The 20488-nt window shown below is 54.0% G+C and carries 19 protein-coding genes; 11 read left to right on the top strand and 8 right to left on the bottom strand.

The genetic code is table 11. From position 1 onward, the window contains the following. Positions 1–41 precede the first annotated feature (41 nt). The 6 genes from SAMA_RS11240 (at position 42) to purF (ending at position 7971) form a co-directional block, all read left to right on the top strand. On the top strand, positions 42–2855 hold the full coding sequence (locus SAMA_RS11240) for a FimV/HubP family polar landmark protein (protein WP_011760264.1): 2814 nt from the start codon (positions 42–44) through the stop codon (positions 2853–2855). A 118-nt stretch (positions 2856–2973) separates the two neighbouring features. Continuing rightward, the gene (gene truA, locus SAMA_RS11235) at positions 2974–3759 is read left to right on the top strand and encodes a tRNA pseudouridine(38-40) synthase TruA (RefSeq protein WP_011760263.1); all 786 of its coding nucleotides are present in this window, start codon (positions 2974–2976) and stop codon (positions 3757–3759) included. Positions 3760–3887: 128 nt separating this feature from the next. After that, a complete protein-coding gene (folC, locus tag SAMA_RS11230) occupies positions 3888–5135 on the top strand; it encodes a bifunctional tetrahydrofolate synthase/dihydrofolate synthase (protein WP_041410370.1) in 1248 nt (415 codons plus the stop codon). Between the two features lie 12 nt (positions 5136–5147). Continuing rightward, complete coding sequence (gene dedD / locus SAMA_RS11225; RefSeq protein ID WP_011760261.1) at positions 5148–5819, top strand: cell division protein DedD; 672 nt, start codon at positions 5148–5150, stop codon at positions 5817–5819. Between the two features lie 104 nt (positions 5820–5923). Then, the gene (locus tag SAMA_RS11220; RefSeq protein ID WP_011760260.1) at positions 5924–6412 is read left to right on the top strand and encodes a CvpA family protein; all 489 of its coding nucleotides are present in this window, start codon (positions 5924–5926) and stop codon (positions 6410–6412) included. A 44-nt stretch (positions 6413–6456) separates the two neighbouring features. Continuing rightward, positions 6457–7971, top strand: coding sequence for an amidophosphoribosyltransferase (gene purF / locus SAMA_RS11215; protein WP_011760259.1), 1515 nt, complete (start codon positions 6457–6459; stop codon positions 7969–7971). Positions 7972–8069: 98 nt separating this feature from the next. Here the strand turns inward: purF and SAMA_RS11210 are convergent, their stop codons facing one another. Next, positions 8070–8291, bottom strand: coding sequence for a hypothetical protein (locus tag SAMA_RS11210; RefSeq protein WP_157608325.1), 222 nt, complete (start codon positions 8289–8291; stop codon positions 8070–8072). Between the two features lie 190 nt (positions 8292–8481). Between SAMA_RS11210 and SAMA_RS11205 the strand changes: the two genes are divergently transcribed. Beyond that, positions 8482–10494 carry a DNA topoisomerase III gene (locus tag SAMA_RS11205; protein ID WP_041409827.1) on the top strand — a complete coding sequence of 671 codons (2013 nt, stop codon included), beginning with the start codon at positions 8482–8484 and terminating at the stop codon, positions 10492–10494. A gap of 235 nt (positions 10495–10729) precedes the next feature. On the opposite strand, the gene SAMA_RS11200 is transcribed toward SAMA_RS11205, so the two are convergent. Both SAMA_RS11200 and SAMA_RS11195 read right to left on the bottom strand, forming a co-directional pair. Next, complete coding sequence (locus SAMA_RS11200; RefSeq protein ID WP_011760257.1) at positions 10730–10918, bottom strand: DUF4250 domain-containing protein; 189 nt, start codon at positions 10916–10918, stop codon at positions 10730–10732. Between the two features lie 189 nt (positions 10919–11107). Further along, positions 11108–12427, bottom strand: a complete 1320-nt coding sequence (locus SAMA_RS11195) for an alpha/beta fold hydrolase (RefSeq protein ID WP_011760256.1) — start codon at positions 12425–12427, stop codon at positions 11108–11110. Positions 12428–12599: 172 nt separating this feature from the next. On the opposite strand from SAMA_RS11195, the gene SAMA_RS11190 reads away from it, so the two are divergent. From SAMA_RS11190 to SAMA_RS11180, 3 genes are all read left to right on the top strand, one after another. Beyond that, positions 12600–13244 (top strand): MBL fold metallo-hydrolase, encoded by a 645-nt coding sequence (locus SAMA_RS11190; protein ID WP_011760255.1) that lies wholly within the window; start codon positions 12600–12602, stop codon positions 13242–13244. Positions 13245–13474: 230 nt separating this feature from the next. Further along, positions 13475–13939: a DUF1097 domain-containing protein gene (locus SAMA_RS11185; RefSeq protein WP_011760254.1), complete on the top strand. Its 465-nt coding sequence runs from the start codon at positions 13475–13477 to the stop codon at positions 13937–13939. Between the two features lie 119 nt (positions 13940–14058). Then, entirely contained in the window at positions 14059–15498 is a 1440-nt protein-coding gene (locus SAMA_RS11180; RefSeq protein WP_011760253.1) for a methyl-accepting chemotaxis protein, read from the top strand. Positions 15499–15631: 133 nt separating this feature from the next. Here SAMA_RS11180 and xthA read toward each other — a convergent pair whose 3' ends face one another. Genes xthA through SAMA_RS11165 form a run of 3 tightly spaced genes read right to left on the bottom strand, consistent with a single transcriptional unit; the run spans position 15632 to position 17282 of the window. Further along, positions 15632–16438, bottom strand: coding sequence for an exodeoxyribonuclease III (gene xthA, locus SAMA_RS11175; protein ID WP_011760252.1), 807 nt, complete (start codon positions 16436–16438; stop codon positions 15632–15634). Then, the gene (locus SAMA_RS11170) at positions 16438–16737 is read right to left on the bottom strand and encodes a YciI family protein (RefSeq protein ID WP_011760251.1); all 300 of its coding nucleotides are present in this window, start codon (positions 16735–16737) and stop codon (positions 16438–16440) included. The genes xthA and SAMA_RS11170 overlap by 1 nt, the downstream gene beginning before the upstream one ends. Next, positions 16737–17282, bottom strand: coding sequence for a septation protein A (locus tag SAMA_RS11165; RefSeq protein WP_011760250.1), 546 nt, complete (start codon positions 17280–17282; stop codon positions 16737–16739). Before SAMA_RS11165 ends, SAMA_RS11170 begins: the two co-directional genes overlap by 1 nt. 182 nt (positions 17283–17464) lie before the next feature. Between SAMA_RS11165 and SAMA_RS11160 the strand changes: the two genes are divergently transcribed. After that, on the top strand, positions 17465–18772 hold the full coding sequence (locus tag SAMA_RS11160) for an alpha/beta fold hydrolase (RefSeq protein ID WP_011760249.1): 1308 nt from the start codon (positions 17465–17467) through the stop codon (positions 18770–18772). 123 nt (positions 18773–18895) lie between these two features. On the opposite strand, the gene SAMA_RS11155 is transcribed toward SAMA_RS11160, so the two are convergent. Then, positions 18896–19429: a cysteine hydrolase family protein gene (locus tag SAMA_RS11155; RefSeq protein WP_011760248.1), complete on the bottom strand. Its 534-nt coding sequence runs from the start codon at positions 19427–19429 to the stop codon at positions 18896–18898. Between the two features lie 255 nt (positions 19430–19684). Then, entirely contained in the window at positions 19685–20485 is an 801-nt protein-coding gene (gene trpA, locus SAMA_RS11150; protein WP_011760247.1) for a tryptophan synthase subunit alpha, read from the bottom strand. Between the last annotated feature and the right edge of the window lie 3 nt (positions 20486–20488).

Genomic DNA, 20488 nt, shown 5'->3' with positions numbered 1-20488 from the left:
CGTCATCGGGCGTACCTTGAGCGCTTGAAAGGGAATAATTGATGAACTTTCGTACCTCCTATCTCGTGGGCATTCTGGCCTCTGTCCTGGCCGTATCCACCATTCCCCAGTTCTCCGAAGTCAGAGCCGCTGAGCCGCTCAAAATCACAGGTCCGGACGGTCAAAGTCGTGAAACCCAGTCGCGCCAGTATGGTCCTACTACGGTGCAGGATACCTTCTGGAGCATTGCCCAAAAAGTTCGCCCGGATAACAGTGTCAGTGTTTATCAGGTAATGGCGGCGATTTATGATGCCAACCCCCATGCCTTCAGCAGTGCCAATTACAATACCCTCGAAAAGGGCATGATACTGCTCATTCCGTCCAAGGAAGTAATGCTGGCCATTCCCAAAAATCTGGCTCAGCAAAGAGCACTGGAGCAAGACAGGGCATGGCGCACCGGCAAGGTTGAACCAAAGCAGGCTACAGCCAAGCCCGTCACAGCTAAACCTGCTGCGCAGGAAGCGCCCAAAGCCGTTACCGAACCTGCTAAAGTTGAGGCGAAACCCGCTCCCGTACCTGTTGTAGATCCCAAGCTGGTTGAAGAGAACCAGGCGCTGTCGGCCGAGATAAGTCGTCTGACCGAAGAGCTCAATGTACGCAAAAATGATGTTGAGTCGCTGAGCGCCCAGGTTGAGCAGTTGACCGAAGAAGTGCAAACCCTGAAAGCCAACCTGGCCGCGACAACGGAAGAGTCAGAAGCACTGAGGACTGAAAATAAAACGCTGAAGCAGGCACAGGCACTGGCTGAGGTTGAAGCCAATAAGCCCGGCGAACTGTGGCGCAGTCTCATGGACAGCCCCCTTATGCTTATCCTGGGTGCCGTTGTGCCCGCACTCCTTATTTTGATGGCGGTATGGCTGTTCCTGCGCCGTCGCCGTGGCGGAGCTGATGGCGATGTGGGTGAGACAGCCAAATCTGCTGATGCGCCCCTGGCAGCGGCCGCTGCCGCGGGGGCTGTTGCGGTGGCAGCCAGCGCCGACGAGGAAGAAATGGCCATCCGTTTGGATCCAGAAGAAGAGGAGTCTCTGGATTCGCTGCTGGACATGGGCAATGTTGATCTGGCGCCTGAAACCTTACCTGAAGAAACGTCTGCAGATCTTTTTGTCGAGCAAGCTGATGATTTTGCCGATGATGGCCAGTCTCTGGATGATCTCTGGGCCGAGGCGATGGGCGAGCAGGACGAAGGTGAGTTGAACGCAGAGGCGGAAGCTGATTTGGACGCCTTGATGGCGGGCTTTGAAGAAGAGACCCCTGACGTCGCGAAAGAAGAAGATTTGGATGCGCTGCTGGCTGGATTTGACGAGCCAGAGCAGACCATCACTACGACTGAAGAGTCCCAGCCTGAGAAAGATGAATTGAGTGATGCCATAGCGGCTGAGCTCGAGACAGAGGTTGCGGATGACACTGTCAGCGAAGACGACCTCGATGCACTGCTGGCGGGCTTTAATGAGCCGGTTGAAGCCATGGCAGAGTCTGTGGCTGATAGCGATGAGGCTCAAAGTGATGATCTGGCAGAGGCCATTGCCGCCGAACTTGAGTCTGAACTGGCGGGCAATGATGAGGTGAGCAGCGATGAGGATTTGGACGCGCTGTTAGCGGGGTTTGATGCCCCATCAGCAAGCGACGATGGCGAGGATGACCTTAAAACGCCGTCAACGGAAACCCTCGAAGCGGACTGGTCAGAGGCCATTGCTGCAGAGCTCGAAGGCGAAGTCGCGGCCGAAGCAGAAGCAGAAGAGGATCTTGATGCGCTGCTGGCAAGCTTCGCGACTGAAAGCGAGTCTGAAGCATCAAACGGCCTGGAAAACTCCGCAGATGACGTGTTGGCTGCCGATGAAACAACCAGCCCGGTTGATGATGCCTTTGCCAACGTGCTTGAAAGTGAGCTTTCTTTAGCCGACGAAAACGCTGACGAAGACCTGAACGCACTGCTGACTGACTTAGACAAAGGCGATGAAGCCCCGATTGAGGATATTACTGCGGGTCTTGGTGATGAGCTGCCGCTCAGCGATGAAGATGACGATCTTGATTCTTTACTGGCAGGTTTTGATAAAGAAGAAGAGACTGGGCTTGAAGACGCTGCGTTAGCGGCAGCTGCGGTAGCCACGGCGGCCTCAATCAGTGCGGCCACATCAAATAAAGAGTCCGAGAAAGCATCAGAGAAAGACAAGACCGCTGAGAAAGGTGCGCATGATGCCGATCCTGTGGCCGTGTCAGCCAAAGATTCAGGCTTCTTTGATGATCTTAAGGGTAAAAAAGGCGCTGCCGGCAGCAATATGCTGGAGTGGGAAAGTATCGCTCCACCGGATACCAAAAAGCCTTCATTGGATGTGAGTGATGATGAGCTGCTGTCGGCCTTTGCTGCAGAACATGATGACTCAGATGACGATGCCTTTGTGCTGGATGTGGATGCCGACCACAGCATGACAGTGGATGAAGCGCTGGCCGCACTCGACGCCAGTGAAAAGTCCAAGCGGCAGAGTAAAGCAGAAATAGATGCTGATCTCAGTAACTTCCAAAAAGAGAATGGCTTTATTGATATCGATAAGCTGCTCAATGATGCAGATGATACCGAACCAGAACCTTATCGCGAGTTGGATATGGATATAGGCGAAGTTGAAAGCCTGATTGGCGGTGCCGCCATGGTCGACGTGGACGATGAGGAAAATTCGGTCAATGCCAAACTGGATTTGGCCCGTGCCTACATCGAAATTGACGACAAAGACAGCGCCAAAGCCCTGCTCAAAGAAGTGGAAATGGACGGTAACGAGCGTCAAAAACAGGAAGCGGCCAATCTGTTGCAAGACATAGGCTAATCCTGGCAAGCCCCGACATAAACGGCGCCCCGAGCGCCGTTTTTTTATGCCCTCGATAGGCAGCGAATGTGGTAATATCGCCGCGCTTTATCGATTTTGACTGGCAGGAAATATAGAAATGCGCATTGCTCTTGGGATTGAATACGACGGCAGCAAGTTTTATGGCTGGCAGCGTCAGGCCGAAGTGAACTCGGTACAGGCAGAGCTCGAACGCGCGCTCTCCATCGTTGCTAACGAGCCCATTGAGGTCCAGTGTGCCGGTCGTACCGATGCCGGGGTACACGCCACCGGCCAGGTGGTGCATTTCGATACCAATGCCGTAAGAAAAGAAGGCGCCTGGACACTGGGTGTGAACGTTCACCTGCCCGATGACATCGCCGTTCGCTGGGCCATGCCGGTGAACGATGATTTCCATGCCCGTTTTTCTGCCACCGCCCGCCGTTATCGGTACGTTATCTTCAATCATAATTTCCGTCCCGGCATTTTGCGCAAGGGCGTGAGCCATTATCACGGCGATATCGATGTCGAGCGCATGCATGATGCCGCACAGGCGCTAATAGGTGAGCGGGACTTCACCAGTTTTCGCGCCATTGGCTGCCAGTCCAATACGCCGTTTCGCAATGTACATAAGGTCAGCGTAAGCCGCCATGGCATGTATATCGTGGTCGATATCCAGGCCAACGCCTTTTTGCACCATATGGTGCGCAATATCGTAGGTTCCCTTCTGGAAATCGGCCTTGGCAACCAACCACTTGACTGGATGGCAACCTTGCTTGAGGCCAAAGACAGAAGCCAGGCTGCCGCCACCGCCAAGCCTCACGGACTTTATTTGGTCGATGTGACTTACCCGGAGAGTTTTGGTTTGCCCAAGCTGTCCCTCGGCCCGCTTTTTATGCCAGACTGAGGCTGCGGCGACATTCACCTCGGATAAGCCGGCAGCCTACTTAAGCGAACGTCAGTAACAAGTCACAACCACAACAACATATCAAATTCAGTGGAAGCAAGGATAAATCGATGACGCAGGAGCAAGCCATGTCCCCGGGTTTAGGTGCCACCCTTGGCGAGTGGTTGGATTATCTGCTTGCAATTCACCCCACCGAGATTGATATGGGGTTGGCCCGGGTCACTGAAGTGGCACAGCGACTGAGGGTAAAATCGTTAGGTGATATCCTGGTGGTCACCGTGGGCGGTACCAACGGCAAGGGCAGTACCTGTGCCATGCTGGAAAACATATTGCGCCGCGCGGGTTACCGTGTCGGGGTATACAGTTCGCCCCACATCCTTCATTACAACGAACGCATTCGTATTGATGGTGTTGATGCCCTCGATGCGGACATTATTAACGCCTTCGAGCGCATTGAAGAAGCAAGGGGTGACATTTCGCTGACCTTCTTCGAGTTTGCGACGCTGACGGGGCTTTTGCTGTTCAAACAGGCCGGATTGGATGTGGCTATTTTGGAAGTAGGCCTCGGCGGCCGCCTGGATGCGACCAATCTGGTGGACGCCGATATTGCGGTGGTGACCTCGGTGGATCTCGACCATCAGGCTTATTTGGGCAATACCCGTGAGTCGGTAGGACGGGAAAAAGCCGGAATTTTCCGCGCGGGTCGACCTGCCATTGTCGGCGAGCCCGATATGCCTTCAACCGTGGCTGAGGTGGCAAACCACTGTGGCGCTTTGCTATATCGTGTAGGGCAGGACTTCCGTTACCAGCGGGAACAGAGCTCATGGTCGTATCAGGGCAAGCTGCGTAGCCTGACCAATATGCCACTGCCACAATTGCCACTGCCCAATGCCGCAACCGTAATTGCTACCTGCGAAGCCATTGGCGAGCGTCTGAATTTGTCTGATACGGTGGTGATAGAGGGGATAGTCACGGCGCGCCTTGCGGGTCGACTCGAGGAACTCAGCCAATCGCCGCTGGTCATTGCCGATGTGGCTCACAACCCCCATGCGGCGCGTTTTTTAAAGTCTGAGTTGGTTCGCTGGCCGGGTAAACGTGTGCTGGCACTTTGCGGTATGCTCAAAGACAAAGATTATCGTGAAGTATTGAATATTATGCATCCGGCGGTTGCTGACTGGTATCTGGTGACATTGGAAGGCGAGCGCGGCACCCGCGCATCTGAACTGGCCGCTGCGCTACCTGCCGGGGCCAAGGCCCATACCTTCGACACTATTGAGCAGGCCCGAGAGGCGATACTCAAGGATGCAGGCGAGGGGGATGTGGTAATTGTCTTCGGTTCTTTTTACACTGTATCCGGATTTAAATCATTAGCTTAAAGGGAAGCCATTTTGTCCAGTCAGTTTCAAAACCGTTTGGTTGGCACCATAGTGATGGTCGCATTGGGAGTGATTTTTTTGCCCGACTTGTTGGATGGCAAAAAAGACCGGGTGCAGGAAGAGTTTGCCGAGATCCCATTAAGGCCCCAAACCCCGGTGATGAATGCACCGGAGGAAAGCTTTAAGGTGGAAGAACTGGGCAGTCTGGAACTCGCTTCCCAGGATGCTGACGACGATGGTGAGCAAACCCAGGCACTGGCGGCTGTTACCACTGATAAATTCAAAGACGACAAGGCATCCACTACGGCATCTTCAAGCCAAGCCTCAAACCCGCCCACAATACAAAGCGCCAAGGTAAACGACAAGCCCAAAGAAGAGCCTGTAGTTGCCAAAGCGGTGACGACACCGCCCAAATCCGAGCCCAAACCGGCACAGCAAGCCGGTTGGACCTTGCAACTGGGGGCCTTCAGTAATGCCGCCAATGTGGATGCGTTGGTTAAAAAGCTGCGCAGTGCCGGTTTCAAGGCATACACGCTACCCACCAAGCCGGTTGATGGCAGCCTCACCAAGGTATTTGTTGGGCCCGATGTGTCTCAGTCCAAAATTGAACGCCTCAAAATTGAAGTGGAAGCCCTCACTCAGCTTAAGGGCAAGGTCATTGCCTACAACCCGCTGGAGCGTTGAGTCAATCGCCCCCGTGGGATTTATTTCGGCAACGGGGGTGAGAATCTTGTCACTCTCTGGTAGAATCGCGCCGATTCGAAAAGCCACCCGGAAAACGACCTTCCATGGTTTGGATTGATTACGCCATTATTTTTATTATCGGACTGTCCACCCTTATCAGTCTGATCCGCGGCTTTGCCAAAGAAGCCATGTCTTTGCTGGTGTGGTTTGCTGCCTTTTTTGTCGCCAGCCAATTCTATGAAGATCTCGCCGTTCACCTGACTCAGCTGCAGGATGAAATGCTTCGCAACGGCGTGGCCATTGCTATTCTCTTTGTAACCACCCTTATCCTCGGCGCCCTGGTGAATTACATCCTGGGCCAATTAGTGGCAAAAACCGGTTTATCGGGTACCGACAGACTCCTGGGTTTGTGTTTCGGTGCCTTGCGCGGCGCACTGATTGTCAGTGCGATTTTGTTTTTCATGGATGCCTTTACCGGCGCTCCCAACACCCCCTGGTGGAAGGAGTCCCGACTGGTGCCCGAATTCGGGGTTGTGATCCAGTGGTTCTTCCACTATCTGGAAAACACCTCAAGCTTCGTACCCAAAATATAAAAATTAGCTAAACAACAGAACATCTTAAAAGAGGACACTCTCCCATGTGTGGTATCGTCGGAATAGTTGGCCATTCCTCGGTTAATCAGACCATCTATGACGCACTGACAGTGCTTCAACACCGTGGTCAGGATGCAGCCGGGATAGTCACGGTAGACAATGACGCGTTCAGGCTCCGTAAGGCGAACGGACTGGTGCGTGATGTGTTTGAACCCAAACACATGCAGCGCCTGCAGGGTAACGCCGGTATCGGCCATGTGCGTTATCCCACCGCCGGGAGCTCCAGCTCCTCAGAAGCCCAGCCTTTTTACGTTAACTCGCCTTTTGGTATTTCTCTGGCGCACAACGGCAACCTGACCAACACTCAAGACCTGTCGGCTCGTCTTAAGCAGCAGCGTCGACACGTGAATACCACGTCGGATTCTGAAGTGCTGCTGAACCTGCTCGCCGATGAGCTGCAGCAGGTACAGAGCGCCCATCTGAGCGCCGATCAGGTGTTTGATGCCGTGGCAAAAGTGCACGCCCAAACCCGTGGTGCTTACGCGGTAGTGGCCATGATTGTTGGCGAAGGTCTTGTGGCCTTCCGTGACCCCAATGGCATTCGCCCGCTGGTGCTTGGCAAAAATGAAACCGCCACCGGCACAGAGTACATGGTGGCCTCAGAGAGTGTGGCCCTGGATGCCGTGGGTTTTGAAGTCATTCGTGATGTTGCGCCGGGCGAAGCCGTATACGTCACCCTCGACGGTCAGCTGTTTACCCGTCAGTGCGCCGAAGCGCCGCTCTATTCGCCCTGTATTTTCGAATTTGTTTACTTTGCCCGTCCAGACTCCACCATCGACAAGGTGTCTGTGTACGCCAGCCGGGTAAATATGGGCGCCAAACTGGGCGAGAAAATCAAGAAAGAATGGTACGACAACGACATCGATGTGGTTATCCCCATTCCTGAAACCTCCTGTGATATCGCACTGGAAATTGCCCGTGTTATGGACTTGCCTTACCGTCAGGGCTTTGTAAAGAACCGCTACATTGGCCGTACCTTCATCATGCCTGGTCAGCAGGAGCGTAAGAAGTCAGTGCGCCGTAAACTCAATGCCATCAACACCGAGTTTAAGGGCAAGAATGTGCTTTTGGTGGACGACTCCATCGTGCGTGGTACCACGTCAGAGCAAATCATCGAGATGGCCCGCGAAGCCGGTGCCAAGAAGGTGTATTTCGCCTCTGCTGCCCCTGAAATTCGTTTCCCCAACGTGTACGGCATCGATATGCCCACTTCCAATGAGCTGATTGCCCACGGACGTGATGCGGATGAAATTGCCAAACTGATTGGTGCCGATGGTATCATCTTCCAGGATTTGACTGATCTGGTTGAAGCTGTGCGTATGGAAAACCCCGAAATCAAGCGTTTTGAAACATCGGTGTTTGACGGTGATTACATCACTGGTGATGTGACTCAGGCGTATCTTGACCACCTCACTCAGCTGAGAAACGATGATGCCAAGGCAAATCGCAACAGCGATGTGGGCACGAATCTCGAGCTGCACAACGTCTGTCACCCGTAATGGGTTACACCCATAATGATGGGTAGCTAAAAGATCAAGGCAAATCAAAACCAGCACTCAGGTGCTGGTTTTTGTTTTTGGGAATTTAACATTCACACTCACATGGCATTGGCAAAACACAGCAGCCAAATGGCAAATAAGCTGGCCATACCCAGATGCGTCACAGGCGTCGCCCGCAGAAAGTTTACCCCAATTGCACACAGTGGCAGCATTACCCACGGTCGCTCTCCCGAAGGAAGACACAGGGCTAATCCAAGGGTTAACAGGGCCGCATATAACAGCCATTGATGGCGAATGATTGACACTGAACTTTGCATCATAAAATCCGGGAGCGGGAGATATCGGTCATTTCAGCTTTGATGAGAACTATTCTCAACAAAATTTACATAGGATCAGGGTAAATTTGACCTTGGCTTTGCACTTGGCCAGGATTGCGCGTTGCGCCCACCGGGAATTTTCGCTACATTTACTGTAAATTCATCCAGTGCTTTTGCACCAGAATATCCCGCCATGATCCTCTATATCGCCGAAAAACCGAGCCTCGGCCGCGCCATCGCTGAGGTGTTACCCAAACCCCATAAAAAGGGTGAGGGTTATATTGAGCTTGGCAACGGCGATTGTGTCACCTGGTGTATTGGCCACTTACTGGAGCAGGCCGAGCCGGATGCGTATTCTCCCGAATACAAGCAGTGGCAGCTTGCCCATCTGCCCATTATTCCCGCCGAGTGGAAACTCACTCCACGAAGTTCGGCCAAAAGTCAGCTGGCAGTCGTAAAGCGCCTGATTAAACAGGCTTCTTCTTTGGTTCATGCAGGGGACCCGGACCGCGAAGGACAGCTTCTGGTGGATGAGGTAATTTCCCACGCCAAGGTTTCTGCATCCAAATTGGCCTCCACCCAGCGCTTATTGATTTCCGATTTAAACCCCGACGCGGTGCGCCGCGCACTGGGACAGCTTCGCAGCAATAAGGAGTTTGTGCCGCTTGCCACATCGGCATTGGCGCGCAGTCGTGCCGACTGGCTTTACGGCCTGAATATGACCCGTGCTTACACGCTTCAGGGCAGAAAGGTGGGGTATGCAGGGGTGTTGTCTGTCGGACGGGTGCAAACCCCATTATTGGGTTTGGTGGTTCGCCGTGACCTGGACATTGAGCACTTTGAGCCCAAAGATCACTATGAGGTGCTTGCTCACATTACCACAGACAAGGGCGAGTCCTTTTGTGCCAAGTGGCAACCCAGCGAAGCTTGTCAGCCGTACATGGATGAAGAGGGGCGGGTGCTTTCACGCCGCCTCGCCGAAACTGTGGTGAGCCGCATTGGCGGTAAGCCGGCACTGGTTGAGCATGTCAGCCATAAAGACAAGAAGCAGGCGCCGCCATTGCTGTATAGCCTCTCGGCGCTGCAAATCGATTGCGCCAAACGTTTTGGGATGAGTGCCAAAGAGGTGCTGGATACGGCCCAGAGCCTGTATGAGCGACACAAGCTGATTACCTATCCCCGCTCTGACAGCCGTCATTTACCCAAAGAACAACTTGCTTTGGTGCCTGATGTGCTGTCGGCCGTCAGTGCCAACGCCCCTGAGCTTTTGGAAGGGGCGCCGTCACCTGATTTGCACTTGGTGTCCAAGGCCTGGGATGACAGTAAGGTGGATGCCCACCACGCCATAGTGCCAACGGGCAAACGAACGGCGCTGTCGCAACTTAACCAGCGGGAGCGTCAGCTTTATTTGCACATTGCACGGCAATATTTGGCGCAGTTTTACCCCAATCGCCTTCTGGCAGATACCGAAATCCAGCTGATTATCGAAGGCGGTAGCTTTATCGCAAGGGCGTCGGTTGAGCGAGCCCCAGGTTGGCGGGTATTGTTTCAGGGACGCAGCACAGAGCAGGACGAGGCGAAAGAGCCACAAGAGACTGATGCCAGCCAAAAGACGCCCTTGCCAGCCCTGAATAAGGGCGACATTGCCCGGTGCTGTCATGGTGAGTTATTGGCAAAGCAAACCCAACCCCCAAAACACTTTACCGATGCGACCTTGCTCAGTGCCATGACCGGCATTGCCCGTTATGTGAGTTCACCGGACATTAAACGTATATTGAAGGACACGGATGGCCTTGGCACCGAAGCGACCCGGGCCGGGATCATCGAACTTCTGTTTAAACGTGGCTTTCTGGTGCGCCAGGGTAAAAGCATCGTGGCATCCCAAGCCGGGCGGGGGTTAATTGCCAGCTTGCCTGAGGTGGCCACCACTGCCGATATGACCGCCCTGTGGGAGCGTCAGCTCAGCGATATTTGCCAACGTCAGCTTTCCTATAAAGGCTTTATGACACCACTGGTATTGGAACTTGAAAAGTTGATTGAGCAGGCCGCTGCCAGTTTACCGACCGCTCTGGCCGGCGTGACAGCGGCAGGGCCTAAACGGTCTTTCAGAGGCAGAGCTGGCAAGGGGAAAGGGCGTGCTCCCGGGGCAAGTGCTGGCAGAGGTCGCAAAAGCCGGTCAAGCCCAAGCGGCAAGGTTGCAACTTGAGCAGATATGGCAACGTGAGCCAGCTAGCCGAGATGAACTGAAGCACCCATCAGGCGATACCCAGGGTATCCCAGGATTCAGAATAGCTTCACTTTGGTATGAAGCTGGTGCATAGAGTAATCTCAGCCAGGATATAAAACCAATCGCTTCTCAACCCCTAATGCCCCCAAAATCACTCTCTACAGTTGTTCTCAAAGTTCAGCTTAAGGGCTGTCAATGTTGTACCGATGATGACTCAGCGGCTGCGATATTGATTGGTCTCGGGGTGGTAATCGAAGTCAGCCAGTTTGGCGTCCAATTCGGCTTCAGGCATGCCCAGCTCGTATAAAAGCGATGCCTTGTCGGGACACTGCAGGCGAAGTTTTTCATTGACTATGCCAACAAGGATTTCGGGGCTTAACTGTGAAGGATGACGGATTTCCATGGGCGGCTCCCATACTGAGGTACTAGAGTCAGTATTGGGTAAAAAAAGGAGTAAGCCAAGGTCCTGGCTTACTCCACTCAAAAAGCGATAACCAAAAGCGGTTAACACAAACGCTCATAGAGGAGGAACCTATATGAGTGTGCCAACTCGGGCTTAAGCCTTTCTTAAAATCACCTGAGCGCCTATTGACTAGCGTAAACAGGCGCCGCGATTGATGGCGATGAGGCGATCGAATATGCGTTCACCATCCATACGAATGCCATTATGTTCATACTCGGACGTCAGCCAATACTTGAGATTGGCCACCTGCTTGGCTGTTTCCAGGCTGAAGTCCATTTCCACAAACATATCTTCACTGTAAATAGCGGCAGCAACCGGCACGGTATTGTTGGCGAGCGCCGCTGGGTCATAGAGCGGTGGCCAATCTGTTTTCGCCGCGAGTAACTCCGCGCATCCTTTCAGTGGTTTGAGGTGTTCAAAGCAGTCAAACATCCAGGGGAAAATCATCTCGCCCGTGAGCAGCAAAGGTGCAGGGGGCGCGGCGTCAAACTGCGGATATTCAGCGCGAATACGGTGCGCCGCCCAATTGGACGCCTGCTGCTCGCAGTAAATGGCCTCATGGAGCACGGCAAAGAGTGGATTGGTGTTGTAATCCAGCATTTGAGCGAAGCGCTCTACGAAAAGTGGGTTGATGCGGTTCCCGGAGGGCGTGAACTGCAATGCCTGCTCAAGCAGGTAATAGACGCTCTCTGGGCCATCTTCCATCCCCAGATGTATTCCCAGCAGCTGCAACATCTGCGGTGTTAATTGCTGTCCAGGTGGTAATAACACAGGGTGCTCAAGCAGGTAGCGGTGCAAATCAGCAAGCAGTGGGGCCGCATCCGTGAAGCGTTGATGGAAGTCACGATTCTTCTGCAATACCCGTTTATAGGTTGCCCGGTAAACTTCGTCTGCACTGCGCCCAAGGGGAGGGATACCGCCCGTGATAAAGGCTTCTTTCAAGCCATGGGCGGCAACACTCAAGTACCTGAGTACACAAAAGCCGCCAAAACTTTGGCCCAGAATGGTCCAGGGGGTGTCGGGGCTTAAAATGGCGCGAATGGCTTCGGCGTCTCTGATAATGTTATCGGCGCGGAAGTGACTGAGATAGTCGGCTTTCCCTGCATCATCCAGGTGTGCAAGGCTTGTGGCGTTTACTGGGGTTGAAAGCCCTGTGCCGCGCTGATCAAGCAGCAGTACCCGATACTCTGTCAGCGCCCGCTTTATCCAGCCACTGTGACTGACCGGGCGCTGGGCGGCAAAGCCGGGGCCTCCCTGGAAATACACCAGCCAGGGCAATTCCAAATGTTGCTTGTCCTTGTGTACCAAAGTACGGGCGAAGACGTTAATCTCTCCTTTTGCTGCGTCCTGATAATCCAGGGGCAGGGTAAAGGTCAGCTTTTCCGCAATCATTTGTGGAAGGGTGGATTTTGACCCTGTGGCATTGGGGTGTTTGCTTGAAACAGACATGGGCAGGACTCTTTGGCTGGCATCTTGTTGCGGATTGTATACAAATGCCTCTATCTGGCAAGTCATCAATCTTGCCAAAGCCCTATCAAGATCAATTTCTGCCCGGGAAAACTGGCACACAATGGCTAGAATCACTTAATCTAGCGCCCAAAATACAAAAGAGAATGCGACTATGAAATACCAGATAATTCCCGTGACGCCTTTTCAGCAAAACTGCACTCTCATTTGGTGTGAAAACACCCGCAAGGCTGCGGTGGTGGACCCGGGTGGAAACCTCGAGCGTATTTACGAGGCGCTGGAAAAACATGGACTGACATTGGATAAAATTCTGCTGACCCATGGCCACATAGATCATGTGGGCGGCGCCGCCAAGCTCTCAACGGAAACCGGCGTTGCCATTGAAGGCCCCCACGTGGATGACGCCTTCTGGTTGGAAAACCTGCCCCGTCAGAGCCAAAACTTTGGGTTTGCCCATTGCGACGCCTTTGCCCCTTCCCGCTACCTGGAGGAAGGCGAGAGTCTGCGTATTGGCGATGTATCGCTTGCTGTGATGCATTGCCCCGGGCATACGCCCGGACACCTGGTGTTTTTCGAGCCTGTCACCAAGTTGGCCCTGGTGGGGGATGTGCTCTTTCGTGGCTCAATTGGCCGAACCGACTTCCCCGGCTCAGACCACAAAGCACTCATCAACTCCATCACTACCAAGCTCTGGCCTCTGGGTAAAGAGGTTGCTTTTATCCCCGGGCACGGCCCCATGTCTACCTTTGCCGAAGAGCGGGCTCACAACCCCTTCGTGGCCGACCAGCTGCTGGGTTAACACCTGTTTCTGCTTATCCTGGCTCCGTGAGATTCTGTCATCGGAGCCATTCTATTCTTTGTCGCTGCTTCTTCCATCAGTCTGTTCATTGCCTGCCGGCAGCCGCCTCTTTGATCAAACAGTGATGTATATTCGGTAATTTAATTACACTTTTTGGAATCAGATCAGCTTTTCGCACTGCTGTTTGCCTTATTGTTAGCGTCATAACACAAAGACAACGGGGTCCAACTATGTTTGAACGTTTGCCTGTGGCACTGGCCGCCGGCTTGCTTGCTGCCCTATGGGTGGCGGTATCCGGCCAACTTTCCTGGGTTACCTGGGTGGGGTTTCTGGGATGCAGTGCTTATTTTGCCCAAGGGGAGCTGAGCCCGCGGGGCGTTATGTCGACCTGGGCAACCACACTGTCGGGGGTGTTCTGGGCCTGGCTTATTCTCCATGGTGCTGAAATGCTGACCATGGGGTACAGCGCAGCCATTCTCACCGGCATAGTGACTGCGTTTATGTGCCTGCAGGCCAGTAAACGCCTGCTCGCCTTTATTCCCGGCACCTTTTTGGGTTGCTGCGCCATGTTTGCATTACATGGTGACTTCCTCGTGGTATTGCCGCCGCTACTCGTGGGCGCATTGATGGGATACGCCATGAGTCTTCTCTCTGGCTTGCTGGCGCGTTACATGCCCTTTGCTGTAGCAGACTGAGTCTCGCGTCTGGCGATTTTAATGTTGCATGGCTAAATATGCCGCTTTGCTCAGCTCAGCCCGGTCACCATCTATACTTACCCATGACCAGGAACGCTGACCGGGCCGGAGAATAATCAATGAAACAAATAACTTTTCGTAAAATTGATGCGATTCTGATCAAATTCAGTCTTAACGGTAAATTTTGGTTGGTGTGCTCCATGGTGGCTGCCATCACAGCCGTTGTGGCGCTGGCGAATTATCGCCTGCAGCTGGCCACCATAGAATCCGCCAGTGACGCGCGGGTCAGCGCAGCCCTCGATGCCTATGCAGAAATCGCCCGGGACAACGATCTGCAAGGGGACGCGCTCAGGGCATTTGCCACGCGCCATGGTTTGTCTCAGTCCGGCCAGAGCGGGCGCAAAGGCAATACAGTCACGGCAGTGACCAACCTTGACGGTTCGCTGCTGGCGCTTAGCCGCAATGTGGCTGATTGGGAGAGTGAGTCCCGCAGCGATGCCAGTATGATGCTCTGGTGGGCCGCTTTGGGATTGCTGCCGCTGTTTCAGCTCAGCTACTGGATGTCCACGTCCCTTGGTGGCGGCCTATGGGATATGTACATGGCCATCAAGCGTTTGGCCGATGGCGACCTGACCCAGCGACTGAATTTTTTCGGCACCGATGACTTCAGTCTCATTGCCCGGGAAATTGACCGCTGCGCAGACAACATGAGTGATATGCTTTCTGCCATTCGTAACAACGCCGACACCCTGAAACGTGCGTCCTCGGCGTTTTCCAATCAGGCCCAAAGCAGTGACAGTCTCGCACGGCGGCAACACGAGTTTCTCGATTCAGTGGCTGTGGCCATGTCACAGATGACGTCGGCCATTGAAGAAGTGTCGGCCAATGCCTCGGCAACATCCACTCAAACCCGCTCCAACGCAGGGGCAGTTAAAGAAAGCCAAAAACGTATTACCAATACGGTGTCAGGCATTGCCGAACTGTCCGGCAAGATAGGGGATGCATCGTCTTCGGTGGATGCACTGTCACGTGAAGCAACCGAGATAAGCGCCGTGGTCACAGTGATCGACAGCATCTCAGAGCAAACCAACCTGCTTGCCCTGAACGCAGCCATTGAGGCCGCCCGCGCCGGTGAGCAGGGAAGGGGCTTTGCGGTGGTGGCCGATGAAGTCCGTACCCTGGCTGGCCGTACCCAACAGGCCACTGTGGAAATTCAATCCATGATTGAAAGCCTGCAATCCGGCAGTAAGGCGCTGTCCGGCATAACGGGTGACATTGTCAGCCGGGCAGAGCAGGGAAAGAGTGCGGTTTCGCTGGTGGGTGAGGATGTGGGAAATATTGCAGATTCCATCAATCAGGTGTTTGATATGGCAAGCCATATAGCGGCATCGGCCGAGGAGCAGAGTGTGGCGTGCCGTGAGATTGCAGCGCAGCTTGCTGAAATCAGAAACCAGTCGGGCGTTATCAGTGATAATGCGCACAACGCGCTGGAATTGGCCCATGAACTGGCACAGGCCTCGGTGGCGTTGACGGATATCCTGGGACAGTACCGCACCTGATGTCCGGCAGCTGATAGCTTGATTGGTATTGGTTATCTCGAACGAGCCTCAGTCGTTGATGGCTGACGAAAATTCAGCATGAGACATAAAAAAAGCGCCGGTTATCGGCGCTTTTTTATGACCAACAGCCAGCTTACTCGAACTCGCTCCAGACGGGGGCGTGATCCGACGGCTTTTCCATGGCGCGAATATTGTAATCCACACCGGACGCAACCAGCCTGCCTGTGAGTGACCTTGTTGTCATGATCACATCGATACGCAGCCCGCGGTTATCATCAAAGCCCTTACTGCGGTAATCGAACCAGGAATAGGTAGCGTCTTTTTCCGGGTGCAGTACCCGGAAGCTGTCGTCAAATCCCCAGTCTTTCAGGGTTTGCAGCCACTCGCGCTCTTCCGGCAGGAAACTGCATTTACCGGTTCTGAGCCAGCGTTTGGCATTATCCGGACCAATGCCTATGTCCAAATCCAGTGGCGAGATGTTGATATCCCCCATGATGATGATGTCGTCATCGCAACTGTAGGATTCGGTCAGGAGTCGCTGGAGATCGGCATAAAACTTACGCTTGGCGGGAAACTTGATTTCGTGATCCCGGCTTTCACCCTGGGGGAAGTAGCCGTTCATCACGGTAAGCAAGCGGCCATTTGGCTGGCGGAATTTACCGATGATCATCCGCCTTTGGGCATCTTCTGCATCCCATGGGTAACCCTTTTCCACGGATTCAGGTTCAACCTTCGACAGCAGCGCCACCCCATAATGGGCCTTGCCCCCGTGGAAATACACCTTGTAACCCATGGCTTCGACATCGGCGAGGGGAAAGGCTTCGTCGTGCACCTTGGTTTCCTGCAGGCCAATGATATCAGGCGCCTGGGTATCAATCAGCGCTTGAAGTTGATGCAGGCGCGATCGCAGGCCATTGATGTTAAATGAAACGACCTTCATCAGGGCAACACTCGCTTAAAGGGCTTTACGATCACCTTTTCATACACCCCAGCGGCAATGTAAGGATCGGCATCGGCCCAGGCCTGGGCGAGTTCCAGTGATTCAAATTCGGCTACAACCAAAGAGCCGGTAAAGCCGGCTTCACCGGGGTTATCACTATCGATAGCCGGGTGTGGACCGGCAATCATCAGTCGACCTTCATCGGCGAGCTCCTGAAGGCGAGCAAGGTGAGCTGGCCGGGCCGCAAGGCGTTTTTCGAGACTGTTGGCAACGTCCTGGGATGAAATCATGTACCACATTATTTGAGTTCCTTCTTTTTATCTTCGGGAAGATGTTTGAACAGGTAAACCACGGTAAGCAGTGTGTTCACGAGGGTGGCGGCGGTCAGCCCGAATACCTTGAAGTTCACCCAGGTTTCCTGGGACAGGCTGAAAGCCACATAGATGTTGATAAGCCCACAGGCGACAAAAAACAGCACCCAGTACCAGGTGAGTCTGGCCCAAATCTTATCGTCCACTGGCATTTCCTGGCCGAGCATGGATTTGAGAATGGGCTTTCCTAAAAACTGCCCGGCAATGAGGGCGATGGCGAACAGGGCATAGACTATGGTCACCTTCCACTTGATAAAAGCATCATCGTGGAAAATCAGGGTAGCAGTACCGAAGCTGGCTACCAGGGCAAAGGTGATCAGGTGCATTTTTTCGATTTTTTTATACAGCGCGTAGGTGGCGATAAGCTGGATGAGCGTCGCAACAATCAGGGCGCCGGTGGCGGCATAAATATCAAAAAACTTGTAAACGGCGAAAAAGACCAGAAGCGGTAAAAAATCGAGCAGCTGTTTCATGGCGTCCTGTGAAGTCCCAAAGTGTAAGCCTTTGACGGCCTGCAAGCTTGTGTTGTGCCGTCAGCGAGAAACCGAGTGTAACATGGGGATTGGCCGCTGGGTATGGCACTTTACCCGCTGGTGAAAGCCAGCTCACACCTCTATAATGGCCGCCCGCCCCAGCAGGGGTTTTGATCTTGTGGATGTGTGTTTTGCGTAAGTGGTTGAAAGGCATCGCGGCCGTAAAATTTGCCCTGATTGTGCTGCTTGGGCTGTCCATTTGGTCCACTCGTATCCCTGATATTGCCTATCATCCTGTTTTGCCTGAACAGGCTCTCGCCAATTTCCACGTCATCGAATTCAATGATGACGGGCAAATGCATCTGCCCGCGCAGTTTGATGCCCTGAAGGCGCGCCTGAGGACGACTCCGGGTTCAAATCTGCTGATTTTTATCCATGGCTGGCATCACAATGCAGCGCCAACGGATGATAATTTTGTTGCCTTTCAGCGTTTTTACCGGCAAATGTCGGCGACTAACCCATCGCTGTTGGGCCTCTATATCGGTTGGCGTGGCGATCAGTACGATCCTTTTTGGCTCGATGGCTCTGACGACCCTGACAGTGTGGTTGAGCCACTGGACTTTCCCACCATATTCACCAGCAAGCGAGTGGCAAAACAGGTTGGTGAGCGGGGTGTAAAGCCCTTACTGGCTGAGCTCGATACCCTCGCGGATGAAGGCATCCTGGGTCGTTATACCCTCATAGGTCACAGCCTCGGTGGCGTGGTGGCGCTCCATGCCCGTAAACAAAGCCTGCTGGAGAATCTGGCAAAGGGCCAGGGCGAGCGGCATCTTACCGTGCTGCTTAACCCCGCAGCCTCAGCCAGGGAATACCAACCGCTGGATAAATGGTGCAGCCCAGACAATACCGGGCCAGCCATGCTGGTGTTGCAGTCCAAAACGGATTATGCCGTGCTTGAGGCCTTCAATTGGCTCAAAGAAGGAGAGCGTGCTGTGGGCAACTCCTGGGCGATTACCCACGATATTGACCCCTGTCCGGGGAGGGATTGCAGCCGCACGCTTATGCTCCCCAAGGCGCTGCAGGACCATGATGCCAAACCCGGCTGTATGCAGGTGCTGGATGGCCCGGGCTGGAAGATCCGTGCTCGTCTGCACGCCCGCAAAACCGTACAAAGCTGCGAGGATGCCAACCGTCAGGCAGTATGGGTGCTGGCGGTTGCCGATGGGGTGATTGCCGGTCACAACGGTATCCTGACCGAAGTGCAGGGCGTTGCCCTGGCTGCGGCCCTTAATAGCTGGCGAAATAAATGGCAGGGGGAAATACTTACCGCCGCAATACCAGATGCCATCGAACCCGAGCAGCCCTCAGACTTGGTTACAGCAGACTTTACGAACTCCGGTTTATCCGAATCGCCGCTTTTGGTTGAGCCCCAATCAGCTTCTGAGCCTCAAGCTGACATGAATGACACGGGTGATAAAGCGTCGCAGTAGGCTTGATAATATGCCCGGCGCTAAAGGCTCGGCTGCGGGTAAAAAACAATTGGCCACATGGAGTGGCCATTGATCGGGGAGATTTACAGCTTACTGTGGCAGGCGGTTTCTCAGAGATGTCACTCACGGCTGCCATGCATTTGCATTCACGGCTGAAGCGACAACCCCAAAGCTTTTGATACTGCAGAGGGTCACATTTTCGTGGGCAATGATGCTTTTGGCATCCAGATGCGCCTTGTCTGCTGTGGTGTGCGCATCGCTGATAAGGTCCACGGGATATCCCAGCGCCAGGGCGCGTCTTACCGTGGTATCAACACAAAACTCACTGGCATAGCCGCAAATAGCCAGTGCATCCACATCCAGTTCATCCAGTAAGGCTTTCAGCCCGGTTCCCTGAAAACTGTCCGGAGTGGTTTTTCCCACGAAGTAGTCGTTCTCATCTTGTATCAGGTCACTCACCAATTCCCAGCCCTCTGCGTCGCGGGCGATGGGGGTGCCTGGCTGTTCATGCTGAATAAAGATAACCACGGCCCCTTCTGTGCGGGCGGTTTTTGTTAGCTGATTGATACGCTTGATGATATTGGCGGAATCGAATGGCGGCGTGGCGCCTTCAAAAAGCAGTCGTTGAACATCTATCACTAGCAGTGCCTTGGCCATTGGCCACTCCTTAGCTGCTGCGTCGGCTCAGTGCCGAATGGTGCCGGATAGATTAAGTTGTATTTCAGCTGCCACTGAGAGTCAACCTTTCGGGCATCGCTGCCAAGAAAATCAATCTATTGCAGTCGTGCATGGCTTTATGTGCTTTTACTGCAACGTCGACCACCTTTTTTTGGCAAAAAAACAGCGGGCATGCCCGCTGTATCTATTGTCTTCGTTCCCTTTTTTTGAGGGAAAGCTGCGTCATTCAGACCCTCAGGTGGCTGCCTTCATGGCGCTGGCAAAGGACTTGAGTTCAGTCAGGAGCTTGGGCATATCGTCCTTTAAGGCTTCGATACGCTTGACTACCGCGGAGCCGGAAATGGCACCGGCTGCCCCGGCAGCAATCGCTTCCTGAACCTGTGAAGGTTCGGCAATGCCAAATCCCAGCAGCGGTGGAGGCGCGTTGAATTCCTTCAGGGCCGATAGTACCGAGTCCAGTGGCATACCGGCTTTGTTGTCGGCGCCTGTCACTCCGGCGCGGGACAAGAGGTAGGTGTAACCTTCCCCAAGGGACGCGACCAGTCGCAGGGTGTCGGCGCTGGCATTTGGGGGCGCGATAAAAATCGGCGCTATGCCTTCGGCCCTGGCGGCGGCAACGAAAGGCGCTGACTCTTCTGCCGGCACATCGGCAATCAGCACAGAATCGACCCCGGCAGCCTTGGCGCGTTGGTAGAAGGCTTCTATGCCATTGGCAAATACCAAATTGGCGTACAGCAAGAGGCCAATGGGCAGTTCGGGATACTTGGCGCGGATTTGCTCAATCATCTTGAAACAGGTATCCGGGGTTGTTCCGGCGGCCAAGGCGCGGATATTGGCGCCCTGGATCACCGGGCCATCGGCGAGTGGGTCTGAGAAGGGAAAGCCCAGCTCAAGACAATCGGCGCCGCCTTCAACCAGGGCATCAATAATCGCGAGACTCTCGTCGATGCCTGGGTCACCCAGGGTGACGAAAGGCACGAAGGCGCCCCGTGATCCGGCTTTTAAGCGGGCAAAGGCGTTCGAATATCGGTTCATGGC

This window comes from Shewanella amazonensis SB2B, assembly GCF_000015245.1.
Taxonomy (GTDB): Bacteria; Pseudomonadota; Gammaproteobacteria; order Enterobacterales; family Shewanellaceae; genus Shewanella; species Shewanella amazonensis.
This window is presented reverse-complemented; position numbering and strand designations above follow the sequence as displayed.